Genomic DNA, 21,543 nt, shown 5'->3' on the forward strand with positions numbered 1-21,543 from the left:
CAAGGTTACCAAATTATTAATCCTTCAACAGGTGCGGATCTAAAAAGCGGAAAACCCCGCCGGTAGCGGGGTATAGACGGGATACCGGTACAGGCACATACCGGTATAACTAGTAAACGAGCAGCAATAATACCAACGGGCTTACCTTACCATAGTTTATTGCGGAGGCTTTAAGCTGACGCACCGCACGTTCTATATTGTTGCGTACGGTCTTCTCCGACAGGCGCAGCATTTCGGCGATCTCTTTATGTTTCATACCATCTTTATACAGGATAAAGATCTTACGACGCTTGGGGGGTAAAACGATCAGCAGGGCTTCCAGCTCCTGCCTGAAATCCAGGGTGTAATCGCGGCTGTCGAAATCGCCCAGGCTGCCTTCAGCGCCTGCTGCATCCATTACATCCTCTATATTTTCGTAGGTCACATTGCGGGTCTGTGCCCGCAAATAATCGATGCTGTGGTTACGCGTAGCGGTATAGAGATAAGAGCGTAAACTGGAAACGATATTGATCTTGTGTTTTTTTTCCCAGAGGGCCAGCAATACATCCGAAACGATCTCCTCGGCGATATCCCTGCGTTTTACATAGGTGCAGCAGTGCTTCAGCAATGCATCACAGTATTTATCCACCAGGATACGGAACGCGTAAGGATCTTCTTCTTTTATAGAAAGGAAAAGCAGTTCATCAGTAGTGTGTACGAGCATAACGGGGCATTAATGATATCAGTTCCCGGCGGCAGATACCTGTCCCTTAGCGGGAGCAGCGGCCTTTCAGGGGAACTACATATTAAGAGAAAGCAAAGATATTCACTTCAATACCGCGTCTATATTATCAATCGGTTAAACCGTTAACACCATGAGTACCAGGCTAAAAACCTTTACCAACGGCACTTCCAGGCGGTGGTCACGCAGCCAGTTCCAGGTAAAAACCTGTAGTTTTATTGATAGAAAAAGTGCCCGCAAACGCGGGCACTTTCCAGCCAAGGCTATAAAAAGTCTTTATACAAACTGTGCCGATTCGGTGCTGTCTTTCATGGCCACCGTAGAAGCATTACCCTGCTGCACGGTATTCTGTATAAAATCGAAATAACCGGTTCCTACAAAGCTCTGGTGTTTTACCGCCCGGAACCCCTGTTCCTGTAAACCGAACTCGCGCTCCTGCAATTCGGAGAAGCCCGCCATACCCCGCTTGCGATAAGCCGTAGCCAGCTCGAACATAGACGTATTGAGCGCATGGAAGCCTGCAAGGGTAATGAACTGGAAGCGGTATCCCATAGCAGCCAACGCCTCGCGGAAGTTTTCCATCTCTTCGATACTGAGGTGTTTCTTCCAGTTAAAGGAAGGCGAACAGTTGTAGGCAAGCAGCTTGCCGGGAAAGCGGGCATGAATGCTTTCGGCAAAGGTACGCGCCACTTCCAGGTCGGGCTTGGAGGTTTCCATCCACAACATATCGGCATAAGGCGCATAGGCAAGTCCCCGGGCAATACATTGTTCCACACCGTTGCGCACCTCGTAAAAGCCTTCTGCAGTGCGCTCGCCGGTAATAAAAGGACGGTCGCGCTCATCGATATCCGAAGTGATGAGGTTGGCTGCTTCGGCATCGGTACGGGCCACAAGCACCGTGGGTACACCAAGTACATCGGCCGCTAGCCTTGCTGCTACCAGCTTATCCACGGCCTCGCGAGTAGGCACCAAAACCTTACCGCCAAGATGACCGCATTTTTTTGCTGAAGAAAGCTGGTCTTCGAAATGCACACCGGCGGCACCGGCTTCGATCATGGCTTTCATCAGTTCAAAGGCATTCAGGTTACCTCCAAAGCCGGCTTCGGCATCGGCCACGATAGGCGCCATCCAGTCCTTACTGTTATCACCGCTCACCGAATCTACCTGTTCGCAACGCAGCAGGGCATTGTTGATCCGCTTTACCACCTCGGGAACGGAATTGGCCGGGTATAAGGATTGATCGGGATACATATGCCCGGCGCCATTGGCATCGGCAGCTACCTGCCAGCCGCTCAGGTAAATGGCCTGCAGGCCCGCAGCTACTTCCTGTACTGCCTGGTTACCGGTAAGCGCCCCTAAGGCGGTCACGTTATCCTGGTGCTGCAGCATATGCCAGAGCTTTTCGGCGCCCTGGGTTGCCAGCGAATAACTGATTTTTACTTTACCACGCAGCTTAAGTACCTCTGCCGCGGTATAAGGCCGGGTAATGCCCTGCCATCTTGTATCCTGTGCCCAGGCCTGTTGCAGGCCGGCGCTATCATTTGCATGTTGCATAGAATGCTGTTTTAAAAAAGTAAAAGATATAGGAAGCCTGTACGGGCCCGGCCGGAACCCGTTCCAGTATTTTTATAAGCTTGGGATCAGCGTTCCAATTCCGTATATGCCCGTGTGGTAAAAAATTCTTCGTAGTCCTGCTGCACCACCAGGCGGTTAAAGATCTGTATGGCGTGTGCAAACCGGCCTTCATGATAAGCTTGGGTACCTACGTCCTCGCGGATATGTGCGATCTCTTCGTCGCGGATCGTTTCATACAGGTCCTGGTTTACCTTTCGCCCGTCGTCGAGCCTGGCGCCGGCATGCAGCCATTGCCATACCTGTGTACGGCAGATCTCAGCGGTAGCTGCATCTTCCATCAGGTTATAAATTGCCGCGGCGCCATTGCCCCGCAACCAGCTTTCGATATAGCGTATACCAACGTTGATATTCAACCTCAAGCCTTTTTCCGTAACCGAACCTTCGGGCAGCGTGATCAGGTGAATGCCCGTAGTGGCAAAGTCGTGCCGTTTATTGTCGACCTGGTTGGGCTGTGGCATATACCGGTCGAATACTTCGCGGGCAACGGGCACCAGCGCCGGGTGCGCCACCCAGGTGCCGTCATGGCCATCGTTTACCTCGCGCATTTTATCGGCCCTTACCTGTTCCAGCGCTTTATGATTGGCTTCCTCATTATTCTTTACAGGTATCTGTGCCGCCATACCGCCTATGGCCAGGGCATTGCGCCGGTGGCAGGTCTGGACCACGAGCTGGGTATAGGCCCGCATAAAGGGAACGGTCATCGTAATCTGCGAGCGGTCGGGAAATACATAACCCGGTACGTTGCGGAATTTTTTGATAAAGGAAAAGATGTAGTCCCAACGGCCGCAATTAAGACCGGCAGCATGGTTCCGCAATTCATACAGGATCTCGTGCAGTTGGAACGAAGCGGTGATGGTCTCGATCAGCACCGTAGCCTTGATCACGCCTTTGGGCAGGTCCAGGCTGGCTTCCGCATAGTCGAACACTTCATTCCAGAGCCGGGCTTCTTTATAACTTTCTGTTTTGGGCAGGTAAAAATAAGGTCCGCTGCCTTTTGCGATCAGCGGTATCGCGTTATGGAAGAAATACAGGCCAAAGTCGAAAAGTCCTGCGCTCATAGGCTTACCATCGATAAGCAGGTGCCGCTCTTCCATATGCCAGCCGCGCGGGCGCACCAGCAGTACCGCAGGATGTTGAACGAGTGTATACGACTTGCCTGCAGTCTCGAGGCTGATCGTGCCCCTTATCGCATCCTGCAGGTTCAGCTGGCCCTGCACCAGGTTATCCCAGGTGGGGGTATTGCTGTCTTCGAAGTCGGCCATGAAAGTGCGGGCGCCGGAGTTCAGTGCATTAATGATCATTTTGCGATCTACCGGTCCCGTAATCTCTACACGCCGGTCCTGCAGGTCCTGTGGCAAAGGAGCCACTACCCAGCCGCCATTGCGGACATGTTCTGTTTCGGGCAGGAAGCCGGGCAGGATACCCGAGTCGATTTTCTTTTGCTCCTGTTGCCGTTCGCTGAGCACGGCCTGCCTGCGGTGTTCGAAATGGCGGTGCAGGCCTTCGAGGAAAGCAAGCGCTTCTTCAGAGAACAAAGCCATACCGGCCGCCGCTTCCGGTAGTGTCACCGGGTTGTTTTTAACGGGTGTACCTGTTTCCATAATCCTATAATTTTCGTCAAAAGTATACAATTTTCTTATTTAGCGAAATTTTCTCTAAAATATTTTTTTAAGCTGATTAAGAAATTTTGCTACCTTGCAGCATATGATTACTGAGAACGAAAGCGTTAAGCTCATCTTTGGGCTTAAAATACGCAGCCTGCGCCAGCAGAAAAGTTTATCATACCAGCAACTATCGGAGCAGACACGCCTCGCCGTATCTTACCTGCATGATATAGAAAATGGAAAAAAATACCCGAAGGCAGACAAGATACTGATCCTGGCCAAAGCGCTTGGCGTAGACTATGATTACCTGGTATCGCTTACCGGCGATAAAAAGCTGCAACCGCTTATCGACCTGATCAGTACCGATTTTATCAATGTGATTCCCTGGGAGCACTTTGGCCTGCAGCCCGCGGGCATGCTGGAACTGTTTACCAATACGCCCGATAAGATCACTACCTTTATCAGTACCCTGGTCAAGATATCGCGCGCCTACCACCTGAGCCGCGACAATTTCTATACCACGGCCCTGCGCTCTTACCAGGATCTTTACAACAACTACTTCGAAGACCTGGAAGCCAGCTCCCGCTCCTTCCGCGAAAGCCTGAAAACCCGCAGCCAGGGCGCATTCACGGCTGCGCAGCTGGAAGTGCTGCTGGAAGAGCGTTTCGACATACGTACCGACCGGCGCAAAATGGGCGCCATTGGTAGTCTCGCTACCCTGCGGTCCTATTTTTCCTTATCCAAACGGACGCTGTTCCTCAACAAGCAATTGTCGCCCGCGCAGGAAGCCTTCCTGCTGGCCCGCGAACTGGGCTTCCAGGCGCTGGATATCAGCCTGCGCCCTTACGAAACCATGCTGCGCCATGCCTCGTCCTTCGACCTGCTGCTCAATAATTTCAGGGCTTCTTACTTTGCCGCTTCGCTGCTGGTACCCGAGGCCCAACTGGCCGAGCATATCAAACATATATCAGGCAGCCTGAAATGGGACGGCAAAGCCTGGTTGTCGCTGCTGGATACGTATAACATTACTCCCGAGATGCTGATGCAACGGCTTACTAATGTATTGCCGCATCACTTCGGGATCGACCAGTTATTTTTCTTGCGGATGAGCAGCCAGGATGGCGGCCATTACGAGATCACCAAGGAGTTGCACCTGTCGCAGCTGCATAACCCGCATGCCAACCTCGCCAATGAACACTACTGCAGGCGTTGGATGGCGATAAGCCTGATGGAGCAAGGCCCCGAAACCGGTAAACCCAGGAAGACGAAAGGCCCGCTGATCGGTGCACAAATATCGCATTACTGGCAAACGCAGAACCGCTATCTCTGTATTACCATTGCCAAACCGCAATCGAAGCAGGGCAATGACATGGTAAGCGTAACGCTGGGCCTGATGCTGGACAAGCCCATGCTGCAGCTGATGCGTTTCGTCAACGATCCCGCTATCGCAACGCGTACCGTAAACACCACTTGCGAACGTTGCCCGATAAGCGATTGCAAGGAACGCGCCGCACCGCCGCTGCATATTATACAGGCACAACGGGAAGCCGAGACCACAGCGGGGCTTGACCAGCTGGAGCAATAAAAAGACTTCTTTATTTGCAACAACAGTTACCTGCAAAAAAATACCCGGCCATAAGGCCGGGCACTTTCAATTTTCTGAAGAATTTCTTCTTCAATTTTCACACTGCGGCGAAGATAAAGTAAGAACAATAAAAAGCAACAGAATTAACCATTCTTATAGAAAGCATCATCTCTTTAATGTAAGCATGATGCAGATGTTTGCCCGCAGCAGCTACGGCTTAGTCTATTGTCAGCTGCACATCCGATGCGCCATTGGTCTCCCAGGTAACCCTATACATATTACCATTATTACAGGGCGGGTAGTCGTTGACAGAGGAACTGTATACAAGCACGTTCTGATTGGCAGGTGCTGGCGGATTGGTACCCACATTGATCTGGTAAGCAGGAATGTTATCCCGCAGTACTTTAGCAGCGAAGAAATTGCCGGTGGCAAAGAAAACCACAGATCCCATAGTACCTGCAGGCGTAACCCAAAAACTGCCACCCTGTGTGCTGATATAATAGGAACAAGGCGTGTTATTACGAACCCGCATCGAATTGGCAAAGCTACCCGCCGCTACTGTAATAGCGATCAAAAGAAGAAGCATACTTTTTTTCATAAACAGGAAATTTTGTTTGTTCAAAATTAATAAGGCCCGGCGGCTAAAAATGCCACCGGGCCTTATGCCTGCAATGAAGGCCTATTACATGATCAGCACAATGATATTACCGGCTGCATTCTGTTGCCAGGTTGCCGTAACCGCAGCATTGCCATTACAGGGAATAGCGGTAGCCGTAGTGGTCATAGAAGGCGAAACGGGGGAACTGGCGTCGCCGCAGGCCAGGCCGATGCCGGGCAAGGGAACCAGTACGCCGCCTTGGATATGGGTAAAATAGGCCGTTGCGGGCAACCCCGCCAGGCCGGGCAATACGGACGGCGATGCATAAATAGTCGTAGCATTAGCCGGTATGGTAATGTCCTGCGATTCGAAGTACATACTGGGTCCTGACGGAATGCCGTATCCGCGGAAGCTGAATGCACAGCTACAGCCGGTAAGGTTGACCAGGGTAATCGAGTTGGCCTGCGCGGCCAGTAATGCGCCTACGGAACACATCAGGGTAAGCAGTGCTTTTTTCATAAAACGGTTTTGTGGTTTGTTGAAAATTTAAAGATCATAGTACTGGCGACATACATACTCCTGAATACAGTGACCGGAACACAGGCCTGATGCCCGGTGTACAATACGAGACTATATACCACCGGGATCTGTTACGCATTAAAACAGGTTACATAATCAGTACCACCACATTGCCTGCAGCATTCTGTTGCCAGCTTGCAGTAACCGAAGAGTTGTTGTTACAGGGAATAGAAGTGGCTGTAGTGGTCATGGAGGTACCCACGCCGGATGCCACGCTACCACAGGCCAGGCCTACGCCCGGTACCGTAGTCAGCACACCGCCTTTGATATAGGTAAATACTGCGGTAGCAGGCAGGGAACCCATACCCGGTATTGCAGAGGGTGCAGCATAAAAGGTATTGCCCGGTGGTACGGTGGTGTTTGGCGATTCGTAATAAGTACCGGGCAGCGCAGGGTCGCCGTAGCCGCGGAAGCTGAATGCACAGCTACAGCCGGTAAGGTTAACAACAGTGAGGGTATTGGCCTGGGCGGCAAGGATCGTTCCAACGGAACACAGGAGGGTAAGCAGCGTTTTTTTCATAAAAACGGTTTTGTGATTTGGTGAAAGCCAAAGATCTATAGCACCGGTGGCAAAAAATGCCCCTGGAAAAATTTGCATATGATCGCTTAATTTTTAAAACAGAGAGCCGGGCAGCATTTGAAAATACTAACTTGCAGGCCGGGTAACGAACGATCTATAAACACCCCATTTCTGAATATATGAACAAACAACTAACCGTAGAGCAGCTCAAAACTGCACAGCAAAAGATGCAGGAAGACATCCGCACCGCCATTAACGAGTTTATCGGTTATACCGGCGCCGTACCTAAGATCGCGATCGATATATCGGCCATCAGGACGGTAGAAAGCAGCAAACCGGTAGGCCATACCATCGATGTAAAAACCAAAGTGATCGTAAAAGGATAAGCAGCATCAGCGATTCCCAAAAGAGACAGGGCCCGGCGTGTTATACTCCGGGCCCTGTCTTCCTGCTACAGGTAGTAGCTGCTTCTTCTCGGGCTGCGCTCCCGGAATACCGGCGTTTTCTTCTTTTCTACTGAGCTGGCCAGAAAGGTCAGCTTCTTCTGCTCCAGCGTTTCCGCAACAATAGTGCTGCATCCTACTTCCCGGTCTTTGATTTCTTCCACTACCCAGGTAATGGTATAGTTGGACTTGTGAAAAACCAGGTCGCCTACCTTGAGTTGTTCTTCCATAGCATCAGATTTATAATGCAAAGGTAGCGGCGTACTACGCCATTACACGGCCTACCGCGCTGCTCCGAAAGAAATTTTCCGTAAATAATAAATACATATTTTATTTAATTCAAAACATAAAGAACGCTAAAAATAACATACTTTAATTTTTTTGAATAATTTAAAACAATCTATATTTACAACAGTATTTCAAATTAAAATACGATACATTTTTTCACCAAACCAACCAAATCCAACAAAAAAATGAAAAAGGTAAAACTGATGTTTGCCCTGCTGGCACTGGGCTTCGGGCAACAGGCGATGGCCCAGACCTGTAACTGTACCGCCAACAATCTCTACGCCGTGGAGTATCCCAGTACGGGCAATACTCAAACCGGGAGCGCGAACTACAATTTCAGCCTCCCGGTATCGGCCATCACCAGCGGCAACAATATCCATCTCTGGTTTCCCAAGTCGGCTTGTTATCCTACTGCTGCCAATCCCTGCTATGGCCCTTATAAAGCAACGATCGGCGCCAATACGATCAACTCGGTGGGCGGTACGACTGTAAACCAGCATATCCAGATACCGGCATCGTATCTGAAACCCGGGGTAAATACCATCGTGGTAAAAGGTTATTGCGGTAACACCGTATGTAACCTGAGTTCAACGATAATTACCGTGCAATAAACAAGATCTAAAAAAACCGTATGGCAATACCGGCAACACTCCCCCCGAGGGAGTGTTGTTGTTTGAGACCATGCTCATTCGTCATAAAAACGGGAAAGCGCATTATAAGCACGTTTATGAACCTGGGCTTCACGACCATGAACTGGCACTAACGGGATTACAAAAGGGTGCCTAAATTGCTGCAGCATCCTTCTAAAAACGCAGGCAATGAAAAAGAAACAAAGAACACTACCCCGGCTCAGGCTGAAGAAAGCAATCATCAGCGACCTTAACCTGGTAACCGGCGGCAATCCCGGCGACAATAACTTACAGATGGGTACGGGTGTGGGGCCCTGCCTGCCTATAAGTACCCAGAAAAGCGAATGCATGTCTTTAATCCTGATCTGTTATTCTGCTTTCTGCGGTCCGAAGCCAACATTTACCCATTGCTATTAACCTGTTTTTATGTGTGCGGTGAATGGAGCCACCCTGTAATGGGGTGGCTTTTTCTATTGCGCTGCCTGCTACCCGGGCAATAGGCCATAAGGCGGGGCTTACGCCGGTTATGGTTTATAAGGCGGGGGGCATAGATACGTTTCCCTCGGATCCAGAAGGTCGGCAGGAATATCGATGGGTCCTATAGCGTTTAGTTCCGGCGCCAGGCAAAGGATCGCGATCTTGGTAATTTTTAATTTACCGGGATTGTGCTTCTTCATAAAGAATAGTTTTTATCAGTATCAGGTAAAACAAAAAGGACATCAGTTGGGAATAACCCTTTACCGGCATCAGGCCGGGTAAGCGATGACGCGGACAACCTGTCCGCCGCAGGTTACGGTTCATTCAAGCCGACCGGGGAACACGTTGTTTTTATGGGGCACAAACAAATGGAACCCTGCTTTGCAATAAAATTAAATAATCGATATACAACCACCAAAAAAGACTTATTAAAAAATAAAAGCTACGCATCTATTTTTCAGCAAAATAATTACGCATACTATTTTCTGCGCACAGGAGCATACTTCGGGCTTACATACATACCGGCTGTAAGCCTGCTTTAAAGCCAAGCGAAATAACAGCAATAAAAACCATATATCTAATTAACAGTTAAATAATTAAATATTATTTTTATCAACTTAAATTTATCATGAAACAAAATAGTTTATCATGAAAAGGAAGATCATAAAGTTTCAAAAAACTAAGCTTGCCCAGGCAACGATCCCCGGCATGGTAAACAAATAAAGTCCCTACCCCTATCCCAGTACAAAGCCATACACTACCATGTGTGGCTTTTGTGTGTTTATAAAGGCGCTTAGCCGCTCTCCTGTAACGAGCAATATGAAGTCCGGTCTGTCGCAAAAAAAGGAGCTGATATCGTTTGATATCAGCTCCCGTCGGTATAAGATGGTAATAAATGGTTTAATGAGCGATAACCGCATTACCAATAATTACGCCCAGGCCGAGATCGGTGGACAAATCCCATTGGGTACCCGGGCCACCACCGCCCATATGTCCGGGCCAGCCGGTAGGCCCGCCCCAGCAGAAAAGCGGCACGCCCACGGTAGCACCGAGATAATCGATGCCGATGATCCGGTAGTCGGTAACGTTTAACGGGATAAGCGGCATACCAGGACCGCCGAGCATACCCACAGGTGTGATGCCGGGGCCCAGGGTTACCGGGAACATTACAGTAGGCCCGCCACAGGGTATGGGCTCCATGATAAAGGTGAGGGTAACCGGTGAAGGGGGCCCGGGAGGATAACCGTTCCTGTTGTCTACATTAACCATAACGGCTTGCGCATAGGAAATACAGCTTCCGATCAGCAGCAGCAGGAATAACATGCTTCTTTTCATAGGATCAATTTTTAAGTGAGTAAATGGTTTGATGTTTCAAATATATAAATATTTATTTGAAACAAATTCAACAAATAGCATCAAAATATAAAAAATAAATTGCTACATAATAATAGGAATTACGACTAATAATTTCCGATGGCATTTTATGCCCCCCGATACCGCGACATTTACAGTTCATTTAAAAGACATTTTTATGAAAAGGAAAAAACTTGCCCGAAAATTGTCTTTACAGAAAAAGACGCTGGCAGAACTTGTTGTAAGGGAACAAAACGCGATCCGCGGCGGGATGACGGCCGGAACCACTTGCTGTGGCTCTACCCCCGAAATCAAAAACTGTCATACCCTGGCTTCCTGCTGGCCGGAGATCTGCTAATCCCGATAAGGGCCATAAGTAAACAAGATGGCCCTTATCCCCTTCCTCCTCTTGTGCCGTAAACAAGACGATCCAAATCCCACCAACAACAAACCACTATTTCTAATTTACAAACAACAAAAAAACATGAAAAAAATCGCAAGTATCGCTGCTATCACAGCAGGCCTTTTCTTCAGCCAGGCCAGTGCATTCGGCCAACAGCTGTTTTATCCCAGCCTGGCCCTAACCTGTACTTCCTCGCCGGTGTTCCAGGTAGATGTGTATGGCAATTATAACAAGAGCACCACACCAGGCTTTTCCAGCGGCATCGCCCTGCATTATTATAGCCCTGCCAGTACAATATTTTCCCCGCTTTCCGGTCCTGCCGGGGAAACCTACCAGCTCGTGGAACTGACTATTGGCATAGGAGGCAGCTCTGATGCGACTTTCAGCGGTACCGAACTTTTTGGCACCGCAAAACCATTAGGTACTTCAGGCCGTACGGCATATGTATACCTGGCCAACCCGGGTAAGTACGAGTTCTATATCTATTAACACGCATAACAAGGCCTGAACCTGCAAAGCCACCGGTAAAAGTACCGATGGCTTTGTGTTGCCGGGCACGATCCATCTTGCCCCGGCAAGACTACTTAAAAAATACACCCGCTTTTATGCGTAAAAAATGCGCCTTCCTAAAAAAACCGTCCATAACCGGTCCGTCATTGCTTTATTTTGTCGCTCACATATCAAACATATAATTATGAAAAAGAAAACTTCAGCGAGAAAATTATCATTAAAGAAATTAACGATCAGCGAGCTTAATGCTACCCAGGGAGGACGCCTTTTAGAAACCGGGACGATAAAAATATCCAACTACCCGACACAATGCCCTGCTGACAGCTTCTGCGCCAGCTACCTGGTACAATGCTTCCCTTCCAAGGAGTGCAACTAGACCGGCACAGGTGTCCGCATCAATTCCTTATTAAAAAAGCTAAAGCCATCCTTCGCGATGGCTTTAGCTTTTTACAGGGTATGAGCGAACTGCAGGAGCTGGAAGGTCATAGCGGGATGCTATGACCAGTATGTTTTTTTATAGTCTCGCGGAGATCTCGCGGAGACGCGGCGTTTACGGCGAGCAAACAGAAGGTGGTAGCGAGACGCGACGACCAGACTAGGGCTGTATAGTTCCCAGCATGATGTCAATCTATTCGCTGCGTCGCCGTGTCGCTACGAGAAAAAACATGTGTATTCTACTGTTGCAAATAGTAGTAGCTACCGGGCCAGGTAAATGAACAGAAGGTCGTAGCGGATGCTATGACCAGTATGTTTTTGGGGGTCTCGCGGAGACGCTGCGTTTACGGCGAGTAAACAGAAGGTGGTAGCGAGACGCGACGACCAGACTAGGGTTGTATAGTTCCCAGCATGATGTCAATCTATTCGCTGCGTCGCCGTGTCGCTGCGAGAAAAACACGCATTGCGCTGTGGCAATAACAGTAGCTACCGGGCCAGGTAAACGAGCAGAAGGTCGTAGCGGGATGCTATGACCAGTATGTTTTTGGGGTCTCGCGGAGACACGGCGTTAGCGGCGAGCAAACAGAAGGTCGTAGCGAGACGCGACGACCAGACTAGGGTTGTATAGTTCCCAGTATGATGTCAATCTATTCGCTGCGCCGCCGTGTCGCTGCGAGAAAAAACACACGTTATGCCGTGGCAATAACAGGAGCTATTTGAAACGATTTCTGAAACGTTTTTCAGATCACGGCGAAAAATATGGGCAAGAAAAAAGCGGAAACTGTTGAAAAACAATTTCCGCTTTGGGGAGGCTAACGGGTCTCGAACCCGCGACCTTCGGAACCACAATCCGACGCTCTAACCAACTGAGCTATAGCCTCCGTGTTTGTTGGGAGTGCAAAGGTAATAATAAGTGACCGAATAAACCAAACATTTTTTAGGTTTCTTTCTCCTTATTTTTGAATCACTAAAATCACCCTCCAATTTAATTGATTAATGCGAAGTCCGACCGGTATTGTTATTTCCCTGATCGTTTTTGCCATCCTCGAGTTTTATTGTCTTGTGGCCATGAGCGTTGCCATGCGCAACGCCAACAATGTATTCCGCTATAGCGCATTTGGCGTATATGCCTTACTCACCATCGTGGTATGGTACTGCCTGTTTACCTTCCGCAGTTGGCATATGCATGCCATGAACCCTACCCTGCGCATCCTGCTGATCTCTTTCGTGATCGGCTTCCTGGCAGCCAAGGTACTTGTAGCAACCTTTATGCTGCTCGACGATCTGCGCAGGCTCATTACCTGGGCTATCCGGCACCTGGCCCGTTTCCTGCCGCAGGCGCCCAAAGACCCCGTAGAGCTACCGGCACAGGGCATATCCCGCTCCACCTTCGTGGCCCGCGCCGCCATCCTGGCCGGCGGCCTGCTGCTCGGCGGTTTTATGTACGGTCCGCGCAACCGCTACCGTTACCAGATCAAACGCAGTCAGCTCCGCTTCCCGCACCTGCCGGATGCCTTTAAAGGATTGAAGATCGTGCAGATCTCCGACATCCATTCGGGCAGCTTCGACAACCACGAAGCCGTAGCGCATGGCGTAGACCTGATCCTGAAAGAGAAACCCGATCTGATCCTGTTTACCGGTGACCTGGTTAACAATATCGCTTCGGAAATAGAGCCTTACAAAGATATTTTCAGCAGGCTGAAAGCACCGCTGGGCGTATACTCTACCTTAGGCAACCACGACTACGGCGACTATGTGGACTGGCCCGACCTGGCTGCCAAAGCCGCCAACCTGGAAAAGCTGAAGCAACACCATGCCGATATGGGCTGGCGCCTGATGATGAACGAGCATGTCGTGTTTGAAAAAGAAGGACAGAAACTGGCACTGCTGGGCGTGGAGAACTGGAGCAACCTGGCACGCTTCCCCAAACACGGCGACCTGGCTAAAGCTTATGCGGGCCTTAAAGAGCAGGATGTACCGGTTAAGATCCTGATGAGCCACGATCCGACGCATTGGGATGCGCAGATCCGTAAAGACTATAAAGACATAGACCTTACGCTGAGCGGGCATACACATGGCATGCAATTCGGCATTAAACTATCGTGGATGAAATGGAGCCCCGTGCAATATATCTATAAACAGTGGGCTGGCCTGTACCAGGAGGGCGACCAGTACATCAATGTAAACGTAGGTTACGGATTCCTGGGTTACCCCGGGCGGCTGGGTATACTGCCCGAAATATCGGTTATAGAACTGGTATAACCCCGCGGCACTAACCTTTACTTAACCCGGTCATAATACAAGGGTTATCCCCTAAAGTTTGTTAAAAATAGCCGTGATTTGACAAATCTGAAGTATTTTTCGCCTTTCAAACCAAAGCGCTTTAATTTATGAAAATTCTTAAACCCACCATTGCAGCGGCGATGCTGTTGTGCACCTCGCTCTTCACCCATAAAACACAGGCCCAGGGCCTTATCCTTGGCATTAAAGTCGGCGCGACATTTGATAAAACACAGGGACAGAATCTCGACGGCAAATTCAGCGGCTATTTCCTAGGCGGCGCTTATGCCGGTATCCGGTTTACCGCGATCAAAGTACAGGCCGAGCTGCTGTTTTCCCAAAGCAAAGTAACTACCGGCGATAACTTTAAAAATGCTTTCGGCAATTACGTAAGCGGCACTGCCTCCAGCATTAAAGACGGTACCTTTAAAATGAACGAACTCTCTATCCCGGTATTGGTTGGTTTTAACCTGCTGCCTAAACTGCTCTGGATACAGGCAGGTCCGCAGTACACCGGCGTAGTATCGATCAATGATGTAAACGGTTTTGTAAAAGAAACAAAAGATGTATTTAAAAGCGGCTACCTCTCCGGTGTAGTTGGTGCTGAACTCCAGTTGCCATTCAGCCTGAATGTGGGCGCGCGGTACATCTTCGGCATCTCCGACCGTAACAATACCAATGTAAACGAATCATGGCGCACCAGCCACTTCCAGTTACATGTGGGCTACAGCTTCATGAAATAAATACCCCCTTATAGAAAATTAAACGGGACCGATCATTTCGGTCCCGTTTGTTTTTATCTTATCGTTCGTTCTGGTATCAGATCGATTCTTTTACTTTTTCGATCACGGCATCTACTTCTGCACGGGTATTGTGCCGGCTGAAGGAAAAGCGCACCGGTACCACGTTAGGATCGCTGTTGATCGCATTGATCACGTGACTGCCGGCATTGGCCCCGCTGCTGCAGGCGCTGCCACCCGATACGCAGATGCCTGCCATATCGAGGTTGAACAGGATCATTTCGGATTTTTCTGATTTCGGGAACGCTACATTCAGTACGGTGTACAGGCTGCGCCCTTTATAATCGCCATTGAACCGTACGCCCGGCACCTGCTGTTGCAGTTGCTGTGCCATATACTGTTTCAGCTCTTCTATGTATTGACTGTCTTCTGCATAACGTTCCATAGCCAGTTCCAGCGCACGGGCAAAACCTACGATACCGTACAGGTTCTCGGTACCGGCACGCATATTACGTTCCTGGCCACCGCCGTTAAGCAGGGGCTTAATGGTTACGTTTTCGTTTACATACAAAATGCCCACGCCTTTAGGGCCATGAAACTTATGACCGGCGCCGGTAATAAAATGCACCGGGGTATCGCGCAGGCTTATGGGATAATGACCTACGGTCTGCACGGTATCGCAATGGAAAATAGCGTCGAATTCTTTACACAGGTTGCCCACGGCGTCGATCGGCAACAGGTTACCGATTTCGTTATTGGCATGCATCAGGCTTACCAGGCAACGCTCTTCCGATGTTTCCAGCAGGCGGCGCAGGTCTTCGAGGTCTACATGTCCTTTTTCGTCCAGCTTTACAAAGCTCAGTTTAATACCGTGCCTGTGGTTCCAGAGCTCCACGGTATGCAGGGTGGCATGGTGTTCGATACGCGAACTGATAATATGCTTACAGCCCAGGTCGTATACTGCGGCGGTAATAGCGGTATTGCTGCTTTCTGTACCACCGGAGGTAAAGAAAATTTCACCGGGATTGGCATTCAACAGTTTCGCCACAGACTTTCGCGCCTGTTCGATCGCCATCTTCGATTCCCGCCCATAAGAGTAGATCGATGAAGGGTTGCCGAACTTATCGGTAAAATAAGGCATCATAGCCTCGAGGACTATAGGATCCATGGCAGTAGTCGCTGCGTTGTCGAAATAAATGCGTTCCATAAACCGGGAGTATGACTGCAGTTCATACATCTTTTACTGCAGCAATGGCTGTTATTTTATTAAAAAATCAGGCGCAAAGTTATAAAAATTTACAAGTAATCATAGGGTATGCATACAGATAAAACCTATTGCCAGTTATCGATGTGCAGCAGGCGGAAAAAATCGGTTTCTTCCAGTTCCCTGACAGCGCCCGGGGCCAAGCCACCCAGTTCGATATCTTCGATCGCCACGCGGATCAGTCGCTTGCAGCGGTGTCCTACCGTAGTCACCATTTTGCGCACCTGGTGAAACTTACCTTCGGTAAGGGTGATCTGCAGCCAGGTCTCGGGTACCTTCCAGGTATGCGAAGGGTCGAGCGGCGGGAGGTTAGGCGGCGGTGCAACGATCTCCACATCGCAGGGCAAGGTGGTATAGTCGTCGTGTCCTTTGCCCGGCAGGGTAATACCGGTACGCAGCAGGTGCAATGCCGGCGCTTCTACCAGGCCTTTGACCAGTACCAGGTAAATACGTTTATGCGGCACCTGGCCCTGGAACAGGAGCCGGGTTACCTTTTTATTGGTGGTGAGTAATAACAGGCCTTCCGAATGGTTATCGAGCCGGCCTATAGCATGCGTTCCCTCGGGAAAGTCGAATTTAAGGTGCCCCAGAAGACGCACCTTATCCGGGCTTACGAACTGGGAGACCATGCGGTAGGGTTTGTTTATGGCGAAATAACGATGGCTGGTTGCGGACATAAGCGGGCATGAATAGAAAACATCCCCGGCATGATCGTATGCCGGGGATGCAAATGTAGCAGAATCTTATATAACAAGGGACTTAGAACCCGTAAACAGGACGCATGGCAATATCACGGCCATAAACGTCGTCGAGGTAACGAAGCCCGGTACCCGTACTGTCCGGCGCTACGGTAAGGTAAACGATATACACGGGCAGCGGCCGTTTTATCGGCTCCAGTTTGGTCTTGCGGGTTTCTATAACCGAGTCGATACGCCCCCGGCCGTAGCCGCGGTCGGACAACAGGACTTCCGCAAAATCTTTAGGGTTCTGTACGCGTACACAACCCGAGCTCAGCGCCCGCGAACGCAGGCCAAAGTCGCCCCGGTGCGGTGTATCGTGCAGGTAGATATCCCATTTGTTAGGCAGGTTAAATTTGATCTCGCCCAGGGAGTTATGGGCTCCGGGAGGTTGCCGGTAAGAAAAACGTTTATAATTTTCGCCGTTGACCATTTCCGTTACATCACGTCCTTTGGCATCGAAGGCGCGCAGGCCTTTGCGGGCCAGGTAACCGGCGCCGGCACGGCTTACACCCGGACCAACATCGTTTTTAAGAATGGTAGGCGGTACGCCCCAGGGCGGGTTGAACACCACGTTGGCCATAGGCGCCCAGAGCGTAGGGGTTTGTCTTGCTTTTTTACCGACCACTACACGGCTATGCCATTTCAGGTCGTTGTCTCGGTAATAGTCTACTTCCATCAGGGGTATGGTTACCCATACGTGCTCTGCGCCTATTTCGCGGGGCAGTGCCCTGAGGCGGTCCATATTCATTTGCAGCGACTGAACATAGGCATCCGGATCGGTTCTCAGCTTTTTATAGGTCGCACTATCGTTCTTGCCGGTTATGCGCAACTGATGGTAATACTGGTAAGTGGCAATCGCATTGGCGGTAGCGCCGCTATCGCCTGTAGCCATCATGATACCAGGCAGTTCTTTACCGATTACCGCCTGCAGGCTACTGTCCTGCACGCCAAGCCTTACGCCGGCTTTGAGCCGCAGGTAGAGGCTGTCCTGCTTCAGTTGCTGCCATTGTTCCATAGCGGCAATCATCTGGTTATAGCTTTTGAGCAGGGGCCTGAAGGTATCGAGCGCCGGCAGCTGCTGTTTGTTTTTACTGGCCTCTACCAGGTAGCGTGCCCCATTGAAGGCCGTATCGTTGGCGGCAAACCATTGATCGTCTGCTTTACGGATATCCTCTTTGCCCATCAGCAGATCGCGGGCTGCAGTCAGGTAAGCGGCCGTAAGGGCCTTATCCCATCGTACAACGCTATCCACGGGCAGTGCTCCCTTTTGATCCCGGCCGGCTTCGGCCAGTATCCTGCGGATATCCGCAAGGTGGTACCGCGTGGTATCGAGCCCTTCGCGGCTTAAGGCGGCAAGCGCCTGGACAAGGCCAGCCGTGCTGCTCTTGATACCTTTGCTTTCAAACCAGATCGGCTCATTGCCCGACAGCCGGTAAGCGTACTTTACATTAAGATCAACATCGCGTAAAAGTTGTTTCCTGAACAGGGAATCGGAGGGATCGATCTGCGCCGTAACGGGCGCCATTGCAGTTTTAAAGTCTTCGATAGAAACGGGATCATCTTCGAAGAAAGTGGCCAGTCCGCCTTTTTTACCGGTCCCGGAGGAGCAGGACAACAGACAAAGGGACAGGCCCATGGTGACCACCAGGAGGTGGACATGCGGTTTTCGTCGGGGTTTCATAACTTGTTTTACAGGGTTACTGGGTTAGGTAGTGCAAATATCAAGCCATTTTTAATCATAACCCGTTTTAAATTGCCAAAAAAAAGAAAATGCCTGAAATCAGGGAGCGCAACACAAACGAAGCAGAATCCGCTTAGCTTTGCACAAAACCGTATGATGAGCAGCAGCAAGCGCCTGATAACCGCCTTACTTTATACCTTTCCCGTTTGGGCTATGGTAGCCTGCCGCAATACGGCTGATGCACCGGCACGTAACAGGCAAGGGTCGAAGGCGGCAATAAGCCTGCTGGATACTACGGCAACAGCCGGCATGCAGCAATTGCTCTATCATTACTACGACCTTAAAGATGCGCTTGCAGCAACCCGTAGCACAGCTGCCCGAGGCGCGGCGGAGGCCATGCAACACCAGGTCAGCGCCCTGCGTGTACAACTGGAAGCCGCAGACAGCAATGCCGCTTACCTGCACGCATTACAAAGCCACCTGGACACTATAAGTGGCAACCTGGATCACATACTGACCCTGAAGGATGAAAGCTGCGAGCAGCAACGCGTTTATTTCAAACCTATCTCCGAAGCGCTATATGATGCGCTTAAACTGATCAGGATACAGCACCTTACCGTCTACCATACCTTTTGCCCGATGGCCTTTCGCGAAAAAGGCGCCTTCTGGCTAAGCGAATTCCCGGAAATACGCAACCCCTATTTCGGCGCCAAGATGATCGAATGCGGCGAAGTGATCGATACCCTCCGGTAAGGCATAACACCAACACACAAGCTTAGCTGCCCCACCTGTTTACCGGGGCACGCTGCAGGCATAAATTGCCCTGTTTCCATACACTGACCACCGGCGCTTCCCGGATCAGCAGGCGCTTCATGCCCGCTTTTGCAGGCTGCCCAGGCATGCCCGCAAAAAACAATCTTTTTCCGGAATATTTTACAGAAAGGCCGCCGGGGGACTTTTTTGCACTTATCACTTGCGAACTTTGTACCCGGTAAAACAACGAACCAAATCCATCCATTTCTTTTATCCATTCAAACATTGCTTATGAAAAAAACCAGCATCTTCCTGGCCCTCTTCCTGTTGGCCGGTCTTGGTAAATCCTTTGCGGGTTACCTCAAAATCATCAATATGACGCCTTGTAGCTTCCAATTCTATAGTGGCTACGGTACCATTACCGATCCTTCTACCACACCGCCTACCGTTTATGGCTTCTCCTTCGGCCCGATGACGGTGGGTAGTATGGCAACCGTTAATTATGCCAACCCGACGCTGATACCCGGCTTTAGCGGCCCCTCTACCCCGCTTGCTACCACCGGTTGCGCCGAAGTGGTTAAAGTAAACGGTCCCGGCACAGGCTTCCCGATCGGCAAAACGCCGCCCATCAACAGCTATAGCAGTACCAACAACCCGTCCTGCAATGGCGGCAACAACTATACCATGGGCTGGAACCCCAGCAGCAGTGGCTGTGACGCCGTGATCCTGATTTTCTGATCCGGTACCTGATATTATCTCAACCGGCAGGCGGCTCCAATATGGGGCCGCCTGCCGGCTTTTCAGGGCACTGCAGCTATGGCCGCGACCAGGCCAGCCCATACACATAGCCATCTCCCATCCGGGAAAGAGCGATAAGGCACGGGGGCATTTTTTGCCCCCGACTATTAGGATATTTGCTTTTTTATCAGCCGTATATACATACACAGGTTCAATATTAAACCGCGGCGCCTGTAGGTGTTTATCCAGCTGTATAAATGATCATTTATTCACCCATACACAAAACAAAACTGTTATGAAAAAGACCAGTTTATGCCTTGCCCTGTTCCTGCTGGCGGCCTGCAGCAGCACATTTGCCGGGTTCCTCAACATCGTTAACTTAACACCGTGCACCTTCGAGTTTTACAGTGGCTACGGCAGTATCCCCAACCCTGCATCGCCGGGCACACCTTATACCTTCGGGTTCAACGGCATAATTGTACCGCAGGGTACTTCCTACTATGCAGATCCCAGCTACCTGCCGCAGCTTTCAACCGACGCGCCCCAGAACCTATGGTCCACCGGCTGCGTAGTGTCGTCCAAGGTGCTCGGTCCGGGCCCCGGGTACAATGCTTTCTTTATCAGCAAGAATGCCCCCAACACCTTTTTCGTAAGCACCAATACCCCAACCTGTAATGGTGGTAACAACTTCACGATGAACTGGAACCAATCGGGCAATAACTGTGACGCCGTAATCCTAATTTTCTGATCTGGCATTTGATATTATCTCAACCGACAGGCGGCTCCGGGTGGAGCCGCCTGTCGGCTTTCCGAGCGCTGCAGCTAAGGCCGCAGTCAGGCCAGCCCATATATATCCCCATCTCCCATCCAGGAAGCGGCGATAAGATACAAGGGCATTTTTTGCCCCCGGCTATCAGGATATTTGCTTTTTTATCAGCCGCATATGCATGCACAGGTTCAATATTAAACCGCGGCGCCTGCGGGTACTTATCGTGCTGTATAAAAGACATTCATTCACCCATACACAAACCAATTATGAAAAAGACCAGTTTATTCCTTGCGTTATTTGCCTCGGCTGTTTTTGGCAAAACCTATGCCGGTTCTTTCAAAGTGATCAACATGACGCCCTGCGATTTCGAACTCTACAGTGGTATCGGTTCGCAGCTCGATCCCAGCGGCGCCAGCTACCAGTTTACCTTCGGGCCGATCAATGTAACGGCGAACGGCCAGGTTACTTACAATGATTTAAGCACGATGCCGAACTTCAATACCTATGCACCCAACGGCGTACTACAGGGTTCCGTACTTTGCGCCGAACTCACTAAGGTAAACGGTCCAGGCCCGGGTTACGCCGCATTCCCGATCGGCAAAATGACGCCCTACACGAGTTATACCAGCACTAACAATCCTACCTGTAACAATGGTAACAATTACAACATGTTCTGGAACATCGGCAGTAATAACTGCGATGCGGTAATCCTTATTTTCTAAAATATAACCGGGTGCTTTTATAACCCGTACCTATCAACGCCGTAAGGCTTTTTTAAAAACGCTTTTATTCATTTTA

Annotated in this window: 25 protein-coding genes and 1 tRNA gene; 13 read left to right on the forward strand and 13 right to left on the reverse strand. The window is 50.2% G+C overall.

Annotated features, from left to right (window positions below):
• Window positions 1-109: 109 nt before the first annotated feature.
• The 3 genes from B0I18_RS17355 to aceB all read right to left on the reverse strand — a co-directional run bounded on the left by B0I18_RS17355 (window position 110) and on the right by aceB (window position 3,957).
• Window positions 110-703 carry an RNA polymerase sigma-70 factor gene (locus B0I18_RS17355; protein WP_106524009.1) on the reverse strand — a complete coding sequence of 198 codons (594 nt, stop codon included), beginning with the start codon at window positions 701-703 and terminating at the stop codon, window positions 110-112.
• 294 nt (window positions 704-997) lie between these two features.
• Window positions 998-2,275 carry an isocitrate lyase gene (gene aceA / locus B0I18_RS17360; protein ID WP_106524010.1) on the reverse strand — a complete coding sequence of 426 codons (1,278 nt, stop codon included), beginning with the start codon at window positions 2,273-2,275 and terminating at the stop codon, window positions 998-1,000.
• Between the two features lie 86 nt (window positions 2,276-2,361).
• Window positions 2,362-3,957, reverse strand: a complete 1,596-nt coding sequence (gene aceB, locus B0I18_RS17365; protein ID WP_219906000.1) for a malate synthase A — start codon at window positions 3,955-3,957, stop codon at window positions 2,362-2,364.
• A 103-nt stretch (window positions 3,958-4,060) separates the two neighbouring features.
• Here aceB and B0I18_RS17370 point away from each other — a divergent pair, with 103 nt between their 5' ends.
• Window positions 4,061-5,545 carry a helix-turn-helix transcriptional regulator gene (locus B0I18_RS17370; protein ID WP_106524011.1) on the forward strand — a complete coding sequence of 495 codons (1,485 nt, stop codon included), beginning with the start codon at window positions 4,061-4,063 and terminating at the stop codon, window positions 5,543-5,545.
• Between the two features lie 217 nt (window positions 5,546-5,762).
• Here B0I18_RS17370 and B0I18_RS17375 read toward each other — a convergent pair whose 3' ends face one another.
• From B0I18_RS17375 to B0I18_RS17385, 3 genes are all read right to left on the reverse strand, one after another.
• Window positions 5,763-6,143, reverse strand: a complete 381-nt coding sequence (locus B0I18_RS17375; RefSeq protein WP_106524012.1) for a hypothetical protein — start codon at window positions 6,141-6,143, stop codon at window positions 5,763-5,765.
• An 84-nt stretch (window positions 6,144-6,227) separates the two neighbouring features.
• Window positions 6,228-6,662 (reverse strand): hypothetical protein, encoded by a 435-nt coding sequence (locus B0I18_RS17380; RefSeq protein ID WP_106524013.1) that lies wholly within the window; start codon window positions 6,660-6,662, stop codon window positions 6,228-6,230.
• A 148-nt stretch (window positions 6,663-6,810) separates the two neighbouring features.
• A complete protein-coding gene (locus B0I18_RS17385) occupies window positions 6,811-7,242 on the reverse strand; it encodes a hypothetical protein (RefSeq protein ID WP_106524014.1) in 432 nt (143 codons plus the stop codon).
• Between the two features lie 179 nt (window positions 7,243-7,421).
• Between B0I18_RS17385 and B0I18_RS17390 the strand changes: the two genes are divergently transcribed.
• Complete coding sequence (locus B0I18_RS17390; protein WP_106524015.1) at window positions 7,422-7,628, forward strand: hypothetical protein; 207 nt, start codon at window positions 7,422-7,424, stop codon at window positions 7,626-7,628.
• 65 nt (window positions 7,629-7,693) lie between these two features.
• On the opposite strand, the gene B0I18_RS17395 is transcribed toward B0I18_RS17390, so the two are convergent.
• Window positions 7,694-7,915, reverse strand: a complete 222-nt coding sequence (locus B0I18_RS17395; RefSeq protein WP_106524016.1) for a hypothetical protein — start codon at window positions 7,913-7,915, stop codon at window positions 7,694-7,696.
• 243 nt (window positions 7,916-8,158) lie between these two features.
• On the opposite strand from B0I18_RS17395, the gene B0I18_RS17400 reads away from it, so the two are divergent.
• Together B0I18_RS17400 and B0I18_RS17405 are read left to right on the forward strand one after the other, a co-directional pair.
• Entirely contained in the window at window positions 8,159-8,584 is a 426-nt protein-coding gene (locus tag B0I18_RS17400; RefSeq protein WP_106524017.1) for a hypothetical protein, read from the forward strand.
• 207 nt (window positions 8,585-8,791) lie between these two features.
• Entirely contained in the window at window positions 8,792-9,019 is a 228-nt protein-coding gene (locus tag B0I18_RS17405) for a hypothetical protein (RefSeq protein ID WP_106524018.1), read from the forward strand.
• 107 nt (window positions 9,020-9,126) lie between these two features.
• Here the strand turns inward: B0I18_RS17405 and B0I18_RS25120 are convergent, their stop codons facing one another.
• Both B0I18_RS25120 and B0I18_RS17410 read right to left on the reverse strand, forming a co-directional pair.
• Window positions 9,127-9,279, reverse strand: coding sequence for a hypothetical protein (locus B0I18_RS25120; RefSeq protein WP_181358504.1), 153 nt, complete (start codon window positions 9,277-9,279; stop codon window positions 9,127-9,129).
• A 700-nt stretch (window positions 9,280-9,979) separates the two neighbouring features.
• Window positions 9,980-10,414, reverse strand: a complete 435-nt coding sequence (locus B0I18_RS17410; RefSeq protein WP_106524019.1) for a hypothetical protein — start codon at window positions 10,412-10,414, stop codon at window positions 9,980-9,982.
• A gap of 196 nt (window positions 10,415-10,610) precedes the next feature.
• Here B0I18_RS17410 and B0I18_RS17415 point away from each other — a divergent pair, with 196 nt between their 5' ends.
• The 3 genes from B0I18_RS17415 (at window position 10,611) to B0I18_RS24975 (ending at window position 11,721) form a co-directional block, all read left to right on the forward strand.
• Window positions 10,611-10,790 carry a class I lanthipeptide gene (locus B0I18_RS17415; RefSeq protein WP_106524020.1) on the forward strand — a complete coding sequence of 60 codons (180 nt, stop codon included), beginning with the start codon at window positions 10,611-10,613 and terminating at the stop codon, window positions 10,788-10,790.
• A gap of 126 nt (window positions 10,791-10,916) precedes the next feature.
• Window positions 10,917-11,324 carry a hypothetical protein gene (locus tag B0I18_RS17420; RefSeq protein WP_106524021.1) on the forward strand — a complete coding sequence of 136 codons (408 nt, stop codon included), beginning with the start codon at window positions 10,917-10,919 and terminating at the stop codon, window positions 11,322-11,324.
• A gap of 205 nt (window positions 11,325-11,529) precedes the next feature.
• On the forward strand, window positions 11,530-11,721 hold the full coding sequence (locus B0I18_RS24975) for a class I lanthipeptide (protein WP_146146789.1): 192 nt from the start codon (window positions 11,530-11,532) through the stop codon (window positions 11,719-11,721).
• A gap of 863 nt (window positions 11,722-12,584) precedes the next feature.
• On the opposite strand, the gene B0I18_RS17425 is transcribed toward B0I18_RS24975, so the two are convergent.
• Window positions 12,585-12,661 (reverse strand) — tRNA-His (locus B0I18_RS17425).
• A gap of 115 nt (window positions 12,662-12,776) precedes the next feature.
• Between B0I18_RS17425 and B0I18_RS17430 the strand changes: the two genes are divergently transcribed.
• The gene (locus B0I18_RS17430) at window positions 12,777-14,042 is read left to right on the forward strand and encodes a metallophosphoesterase (RefSeq protein WP_106524022.1); all 1,266 of its coding nucleotides are present in this window, start codon (window positions 12,777-12,779) and stop codon (window positions 14,040-14,042) included.
• Window positions 14,043-14,170: 128 nt separating this feature from the next.
• Window positions 14,171-14,803, forward strand: coding sequence for an outer membrane beta-barrel protein (locus tag B0I18_RS17435; RefSeq protein ID WP_106524023.1), 633 nt, complete (start codon window positions 14,171-14,173; stop codon window positions 14,801-14,803).
• A 76-nt stretch (window positions 14,804-14,879) separates the two neighbouring features.
• Here B0I18_RS17435 and B0I18_RS17440 read toward each other — a convergent pair whose 3' ends face one another.
• From B0I18_RS17440 to B0I18_RS17450, 3 genes are all read right to left on the reverse strand, one after another.
• Complete coding sequence (locus B0I18_RS17440) at window positions 14,880-16,007, reverse strand: cysteine desulfurase family protein (RefSeq protein WP_106524147.1); 1,128 nt, start codon at window positions 16,005-16,007, stop codon at window positions 14,880-14,882.
• Window positions 16,008-16,132: 125 nt separating this feature from the next.
• Window positions 16,133-16,741, reverse strand: coding sequence for a pseudouridine synthase (locus tag B0I18_RS17445; protein WP_106524024.1), 609 nt, complete (start codon window positions 16,739-16,741; stop codon window positions 16,133-16,135).
• Between the two features lie 82 nt (window positions 16,742-16,823).
• Window positions 16,824-18,485: a L,D-transpeptidase scaffold domain-containing protein gene (locus B0I18_RS17450; protein WP_106524025.1), complete on the reverse strand. Its 1,662-nt coding sequence runs from the start codon at window positions 18,483-18,485 to the stop codon at window positions 16,824-16,826.
• A 156-nt stretch (window positions 18,486-18,641) separates the two neighbouring features.
• Between B0I18_RS17450 and B0I18_RS17455 the strand changes: the two genes are divergently transcribed.
• From B0I18_RS17455 to B0I18_RS17480, 4 genes are all read left to right on the forward strand, one after another.
• Entirely contained in the window at window positions 18,642-19,238 is a 597-nt protein-coding gene (locus tag B0I18_RS17455) for a DUF3347 domain-containing protein (protein ID WP_181358505.1), read from the forward strand.
• 291 nt (window positions 19,239-19,529) lie between these two features.
• Window positions 19,530-19,976: a hypothetical protein gene (locus B0I18_RS17465; RefSeq protein WP_106524027.1), complete on the forward strand. Its 447-nt coding sequence runs from the start codon at window positions 19,530-19,532 to the stop codon at window positions 19,974-19,976.
• 295 nt (window positions 19,977-20,271) lie between these two features.
• Window positions 20,272-20,724: a hypothetical protein gene (locus tag B0I18_RS17470; protein WP_106524028.1), complete on the forward strand. Its 453-nt coding sequence runs from the start codon at window positions 20,272-20,274 to the stop codon at window positions 20,722-20,724.
• A 287-nt stretch (window positions 20,725-21,011) separates the two neighbouring features.
• Window positions 21,012-21,467 (forward strand): hypothetical protein, encoded by a 456-nt coding sequence (locus tag B0I18_RS17480; protein ID WP_106524030.1) that lies wholly within the window; start codon window positions 21,012-21,014, stop codon window positions 21,465-21,467.
• Window positions 21,468-21,543 lie beyond the last annotated feature (76 nt).

Source organism: Taibaiella chishuiensis, from assembly GCF_003014535.1.
GTDB classification, from domain to species: Bacteria; Bacteroidota; Bacteroidia; order Chitinophagales; family Chitinophagaceae; genus Taibaiella; species Taibaiella chishuiensis.

Excerpts from the sequence above, each read along its gene's own strand:
- B0I18_RS17405 (WP_106524018.1), top strand. The coding sequence starts at position 8,792 with ATGAAAAAGAAACAAAGAACACTACCCCGGCTCAGGCTGAAGAAAGCA.
- B0I18_RS17355 (WP_106524009.1), bottom strand. The coding sequence starts at position 703 with ATGCTCGTACACACTACTGATGAACTGCTTTTCCTTTCTATAAAAGAA.
- B0I18_RS25120 (WP_181358504.1), bottom strand. The coding sequence starts at position 9,279 with ATGAAGAAGCACAATCCCGGTAAATTAAAAATTACCAAGATCGCGATC.
- B0I18_RS17455 (WP_181358505.1), top strand. The coding sequence starts at position 18,642 with ATGAGCAGCAGCAAGCGCCTGATAACCGCCTTACTTTATACCTTTCCC.
- aceB (WP_219906000.1), bottom strand. The coding sequence starts at position 3,957 with ATGGAAACAGGTACACCCGTTAAAAACAACCCGGTGACACTACCGGAA.
- B0I18_RS17445 (WP_106524024.1), bottom strand. The coding sequence starts at position 16,741 with ATGTCCGCAACCAGCCATCGTTATTTCGCCATAAACAAACCCTACCGC.
- B0I18_RS17420 (WP_106524021.1), top strand. The coding sequence starts at position 10,917 with ATGAAAAAAATCGCAAGTATCGCTGCTATCACAGCAGGCCTTTTCTTC.
- B0I18_RS17370 (WP_106524011.1), top strand. The coding sequence starts at position 4,061 with ATGATTACTGAGAACGAAAGCGTTAAGCTCATCTTTGGGCTTAAAATA.
- B0I18_RS17450 (WP_106524025.1), bottom strand. The coding sequence starts at position 18,485 with ATGAAACCCCGACGAAAACCGCATGTCCACCTCCTGGTGGTCACCATG.
- B0I18_RS17400 (WP_106524017.1), top strand. The coding sequence starts at position 8,159 with ATGAAAAAGGTAAAACTGATGTTTGCCCTGCTGGCACTGGGCTTCGGG.
- B0I18_RS17410 (WP_106524019.1), bottom strand. The coding sequence starts at position 10,414 with ATGAAAAGAAGCATGTTATTCCTGCTGCTGCTGATCGGAAGCTGTATT.
- B0I18_RS17430 (WP_106524022.1), top strand. The coding sequence starts at position 12,777 with ATGCGAAGTCCGACCGGTATTGTTATTTCCCTGATCGTTTTTGCCATC.
- B0I18_RS17440 (WP_106524147.1), bottom strand. The coding sequence starts at position 16,007 with ATGGAACGCATTTATTTCGACAACGCAGCGACTACTGCCATGGATCCT.
- B0I18_RS17415 (WP_106524020.1), top strand. The coding sequence starts at position 10,611 with ATGAAAAGGAAAAAACTTGCCCGAAAATTGTCTTTACAGAAAAAGACG.
- B0I18_RS17435 (WP_106524023.1), top strand. The coding sequence starts at position 14,171 with ATGAAAATTCTTAAACCCACCATTGCAGCGGCGATGCTGTTGTGCACC.
- B0I18_RS24975 (WP_146146789.1), top strand. The coding sequence starts at position 11,530 with ATGAAAAAGAAAACTTCAGCGAGAAAATTATCATTAAAGAAATTAACG.
- aceA (WP_106524010.1), bottom strand. The coding sequence starts at position 2,275 with ATGCAACATGCAAATGATAGCGCCGGCCTGCAACAGGCCTGGGCACAG.
- B0I18_RS17470 (WP_106524028.1), top strand. The coding sequence starts at position 20,272 with ATGAAAAAGACCAGTTTATGCCTTGCCCTGTTCCTGCTGGCGGCCTGC.
- B0I18_RS17375 (WP_106524012.1), bottom strand. The coding sequence starts at position 6,143 with ATGAAAAAAAGTATGCTTCTTCTTTTGATCGCTATTACAGTAGCGGCG.
- B0I18_RS17385 (WP_106524014.1), bottom strand. The coding sequence starts at position 7,242 with ATGAAAAAAACGCTGCTTACCCTCCTGTGTTCCGTTGGAACGATCCTT.
- B0I18_RS17380 (WP_106524013.1), bottom strand. The coding sequence starts at position 6,662 with ATGAAAAAAGCACTGCTTACCCTGATGTGTTCCGTAGGCGCATTACTG.
- B0I18_RS17395 (WP_106524016.1), bottom strand. The coding sequence starts at position 7,915 with ATGGAAGAACAACTCAAGGTAGGCGACCTGGTTTTTCACAAGTCCAAC.
- B0I18_RS17480 (WP_106524030.1), top strand. The coding sequence starts at position 21,012 with ATGAAAAAGACCAGTTTATTCCTTGCGTTATTTGCCTCGGCTGTTTTT.
- B0I18_RS17390 (WP_106524015.1), top strand. The coding sequence starts at position 7,422 with ATGAACAAACAACTAACCGTAGAGCAGCTCAAAACTGCACAGCAAAAG.
- B0I18_RS17465 (WP_106524027.1), top strand. The coding sequence starts at position 19,530 with ATGAAAAAAACCAGCATCTTCCTGGCCCTCTTCCTGTTGGCCGGTCTT.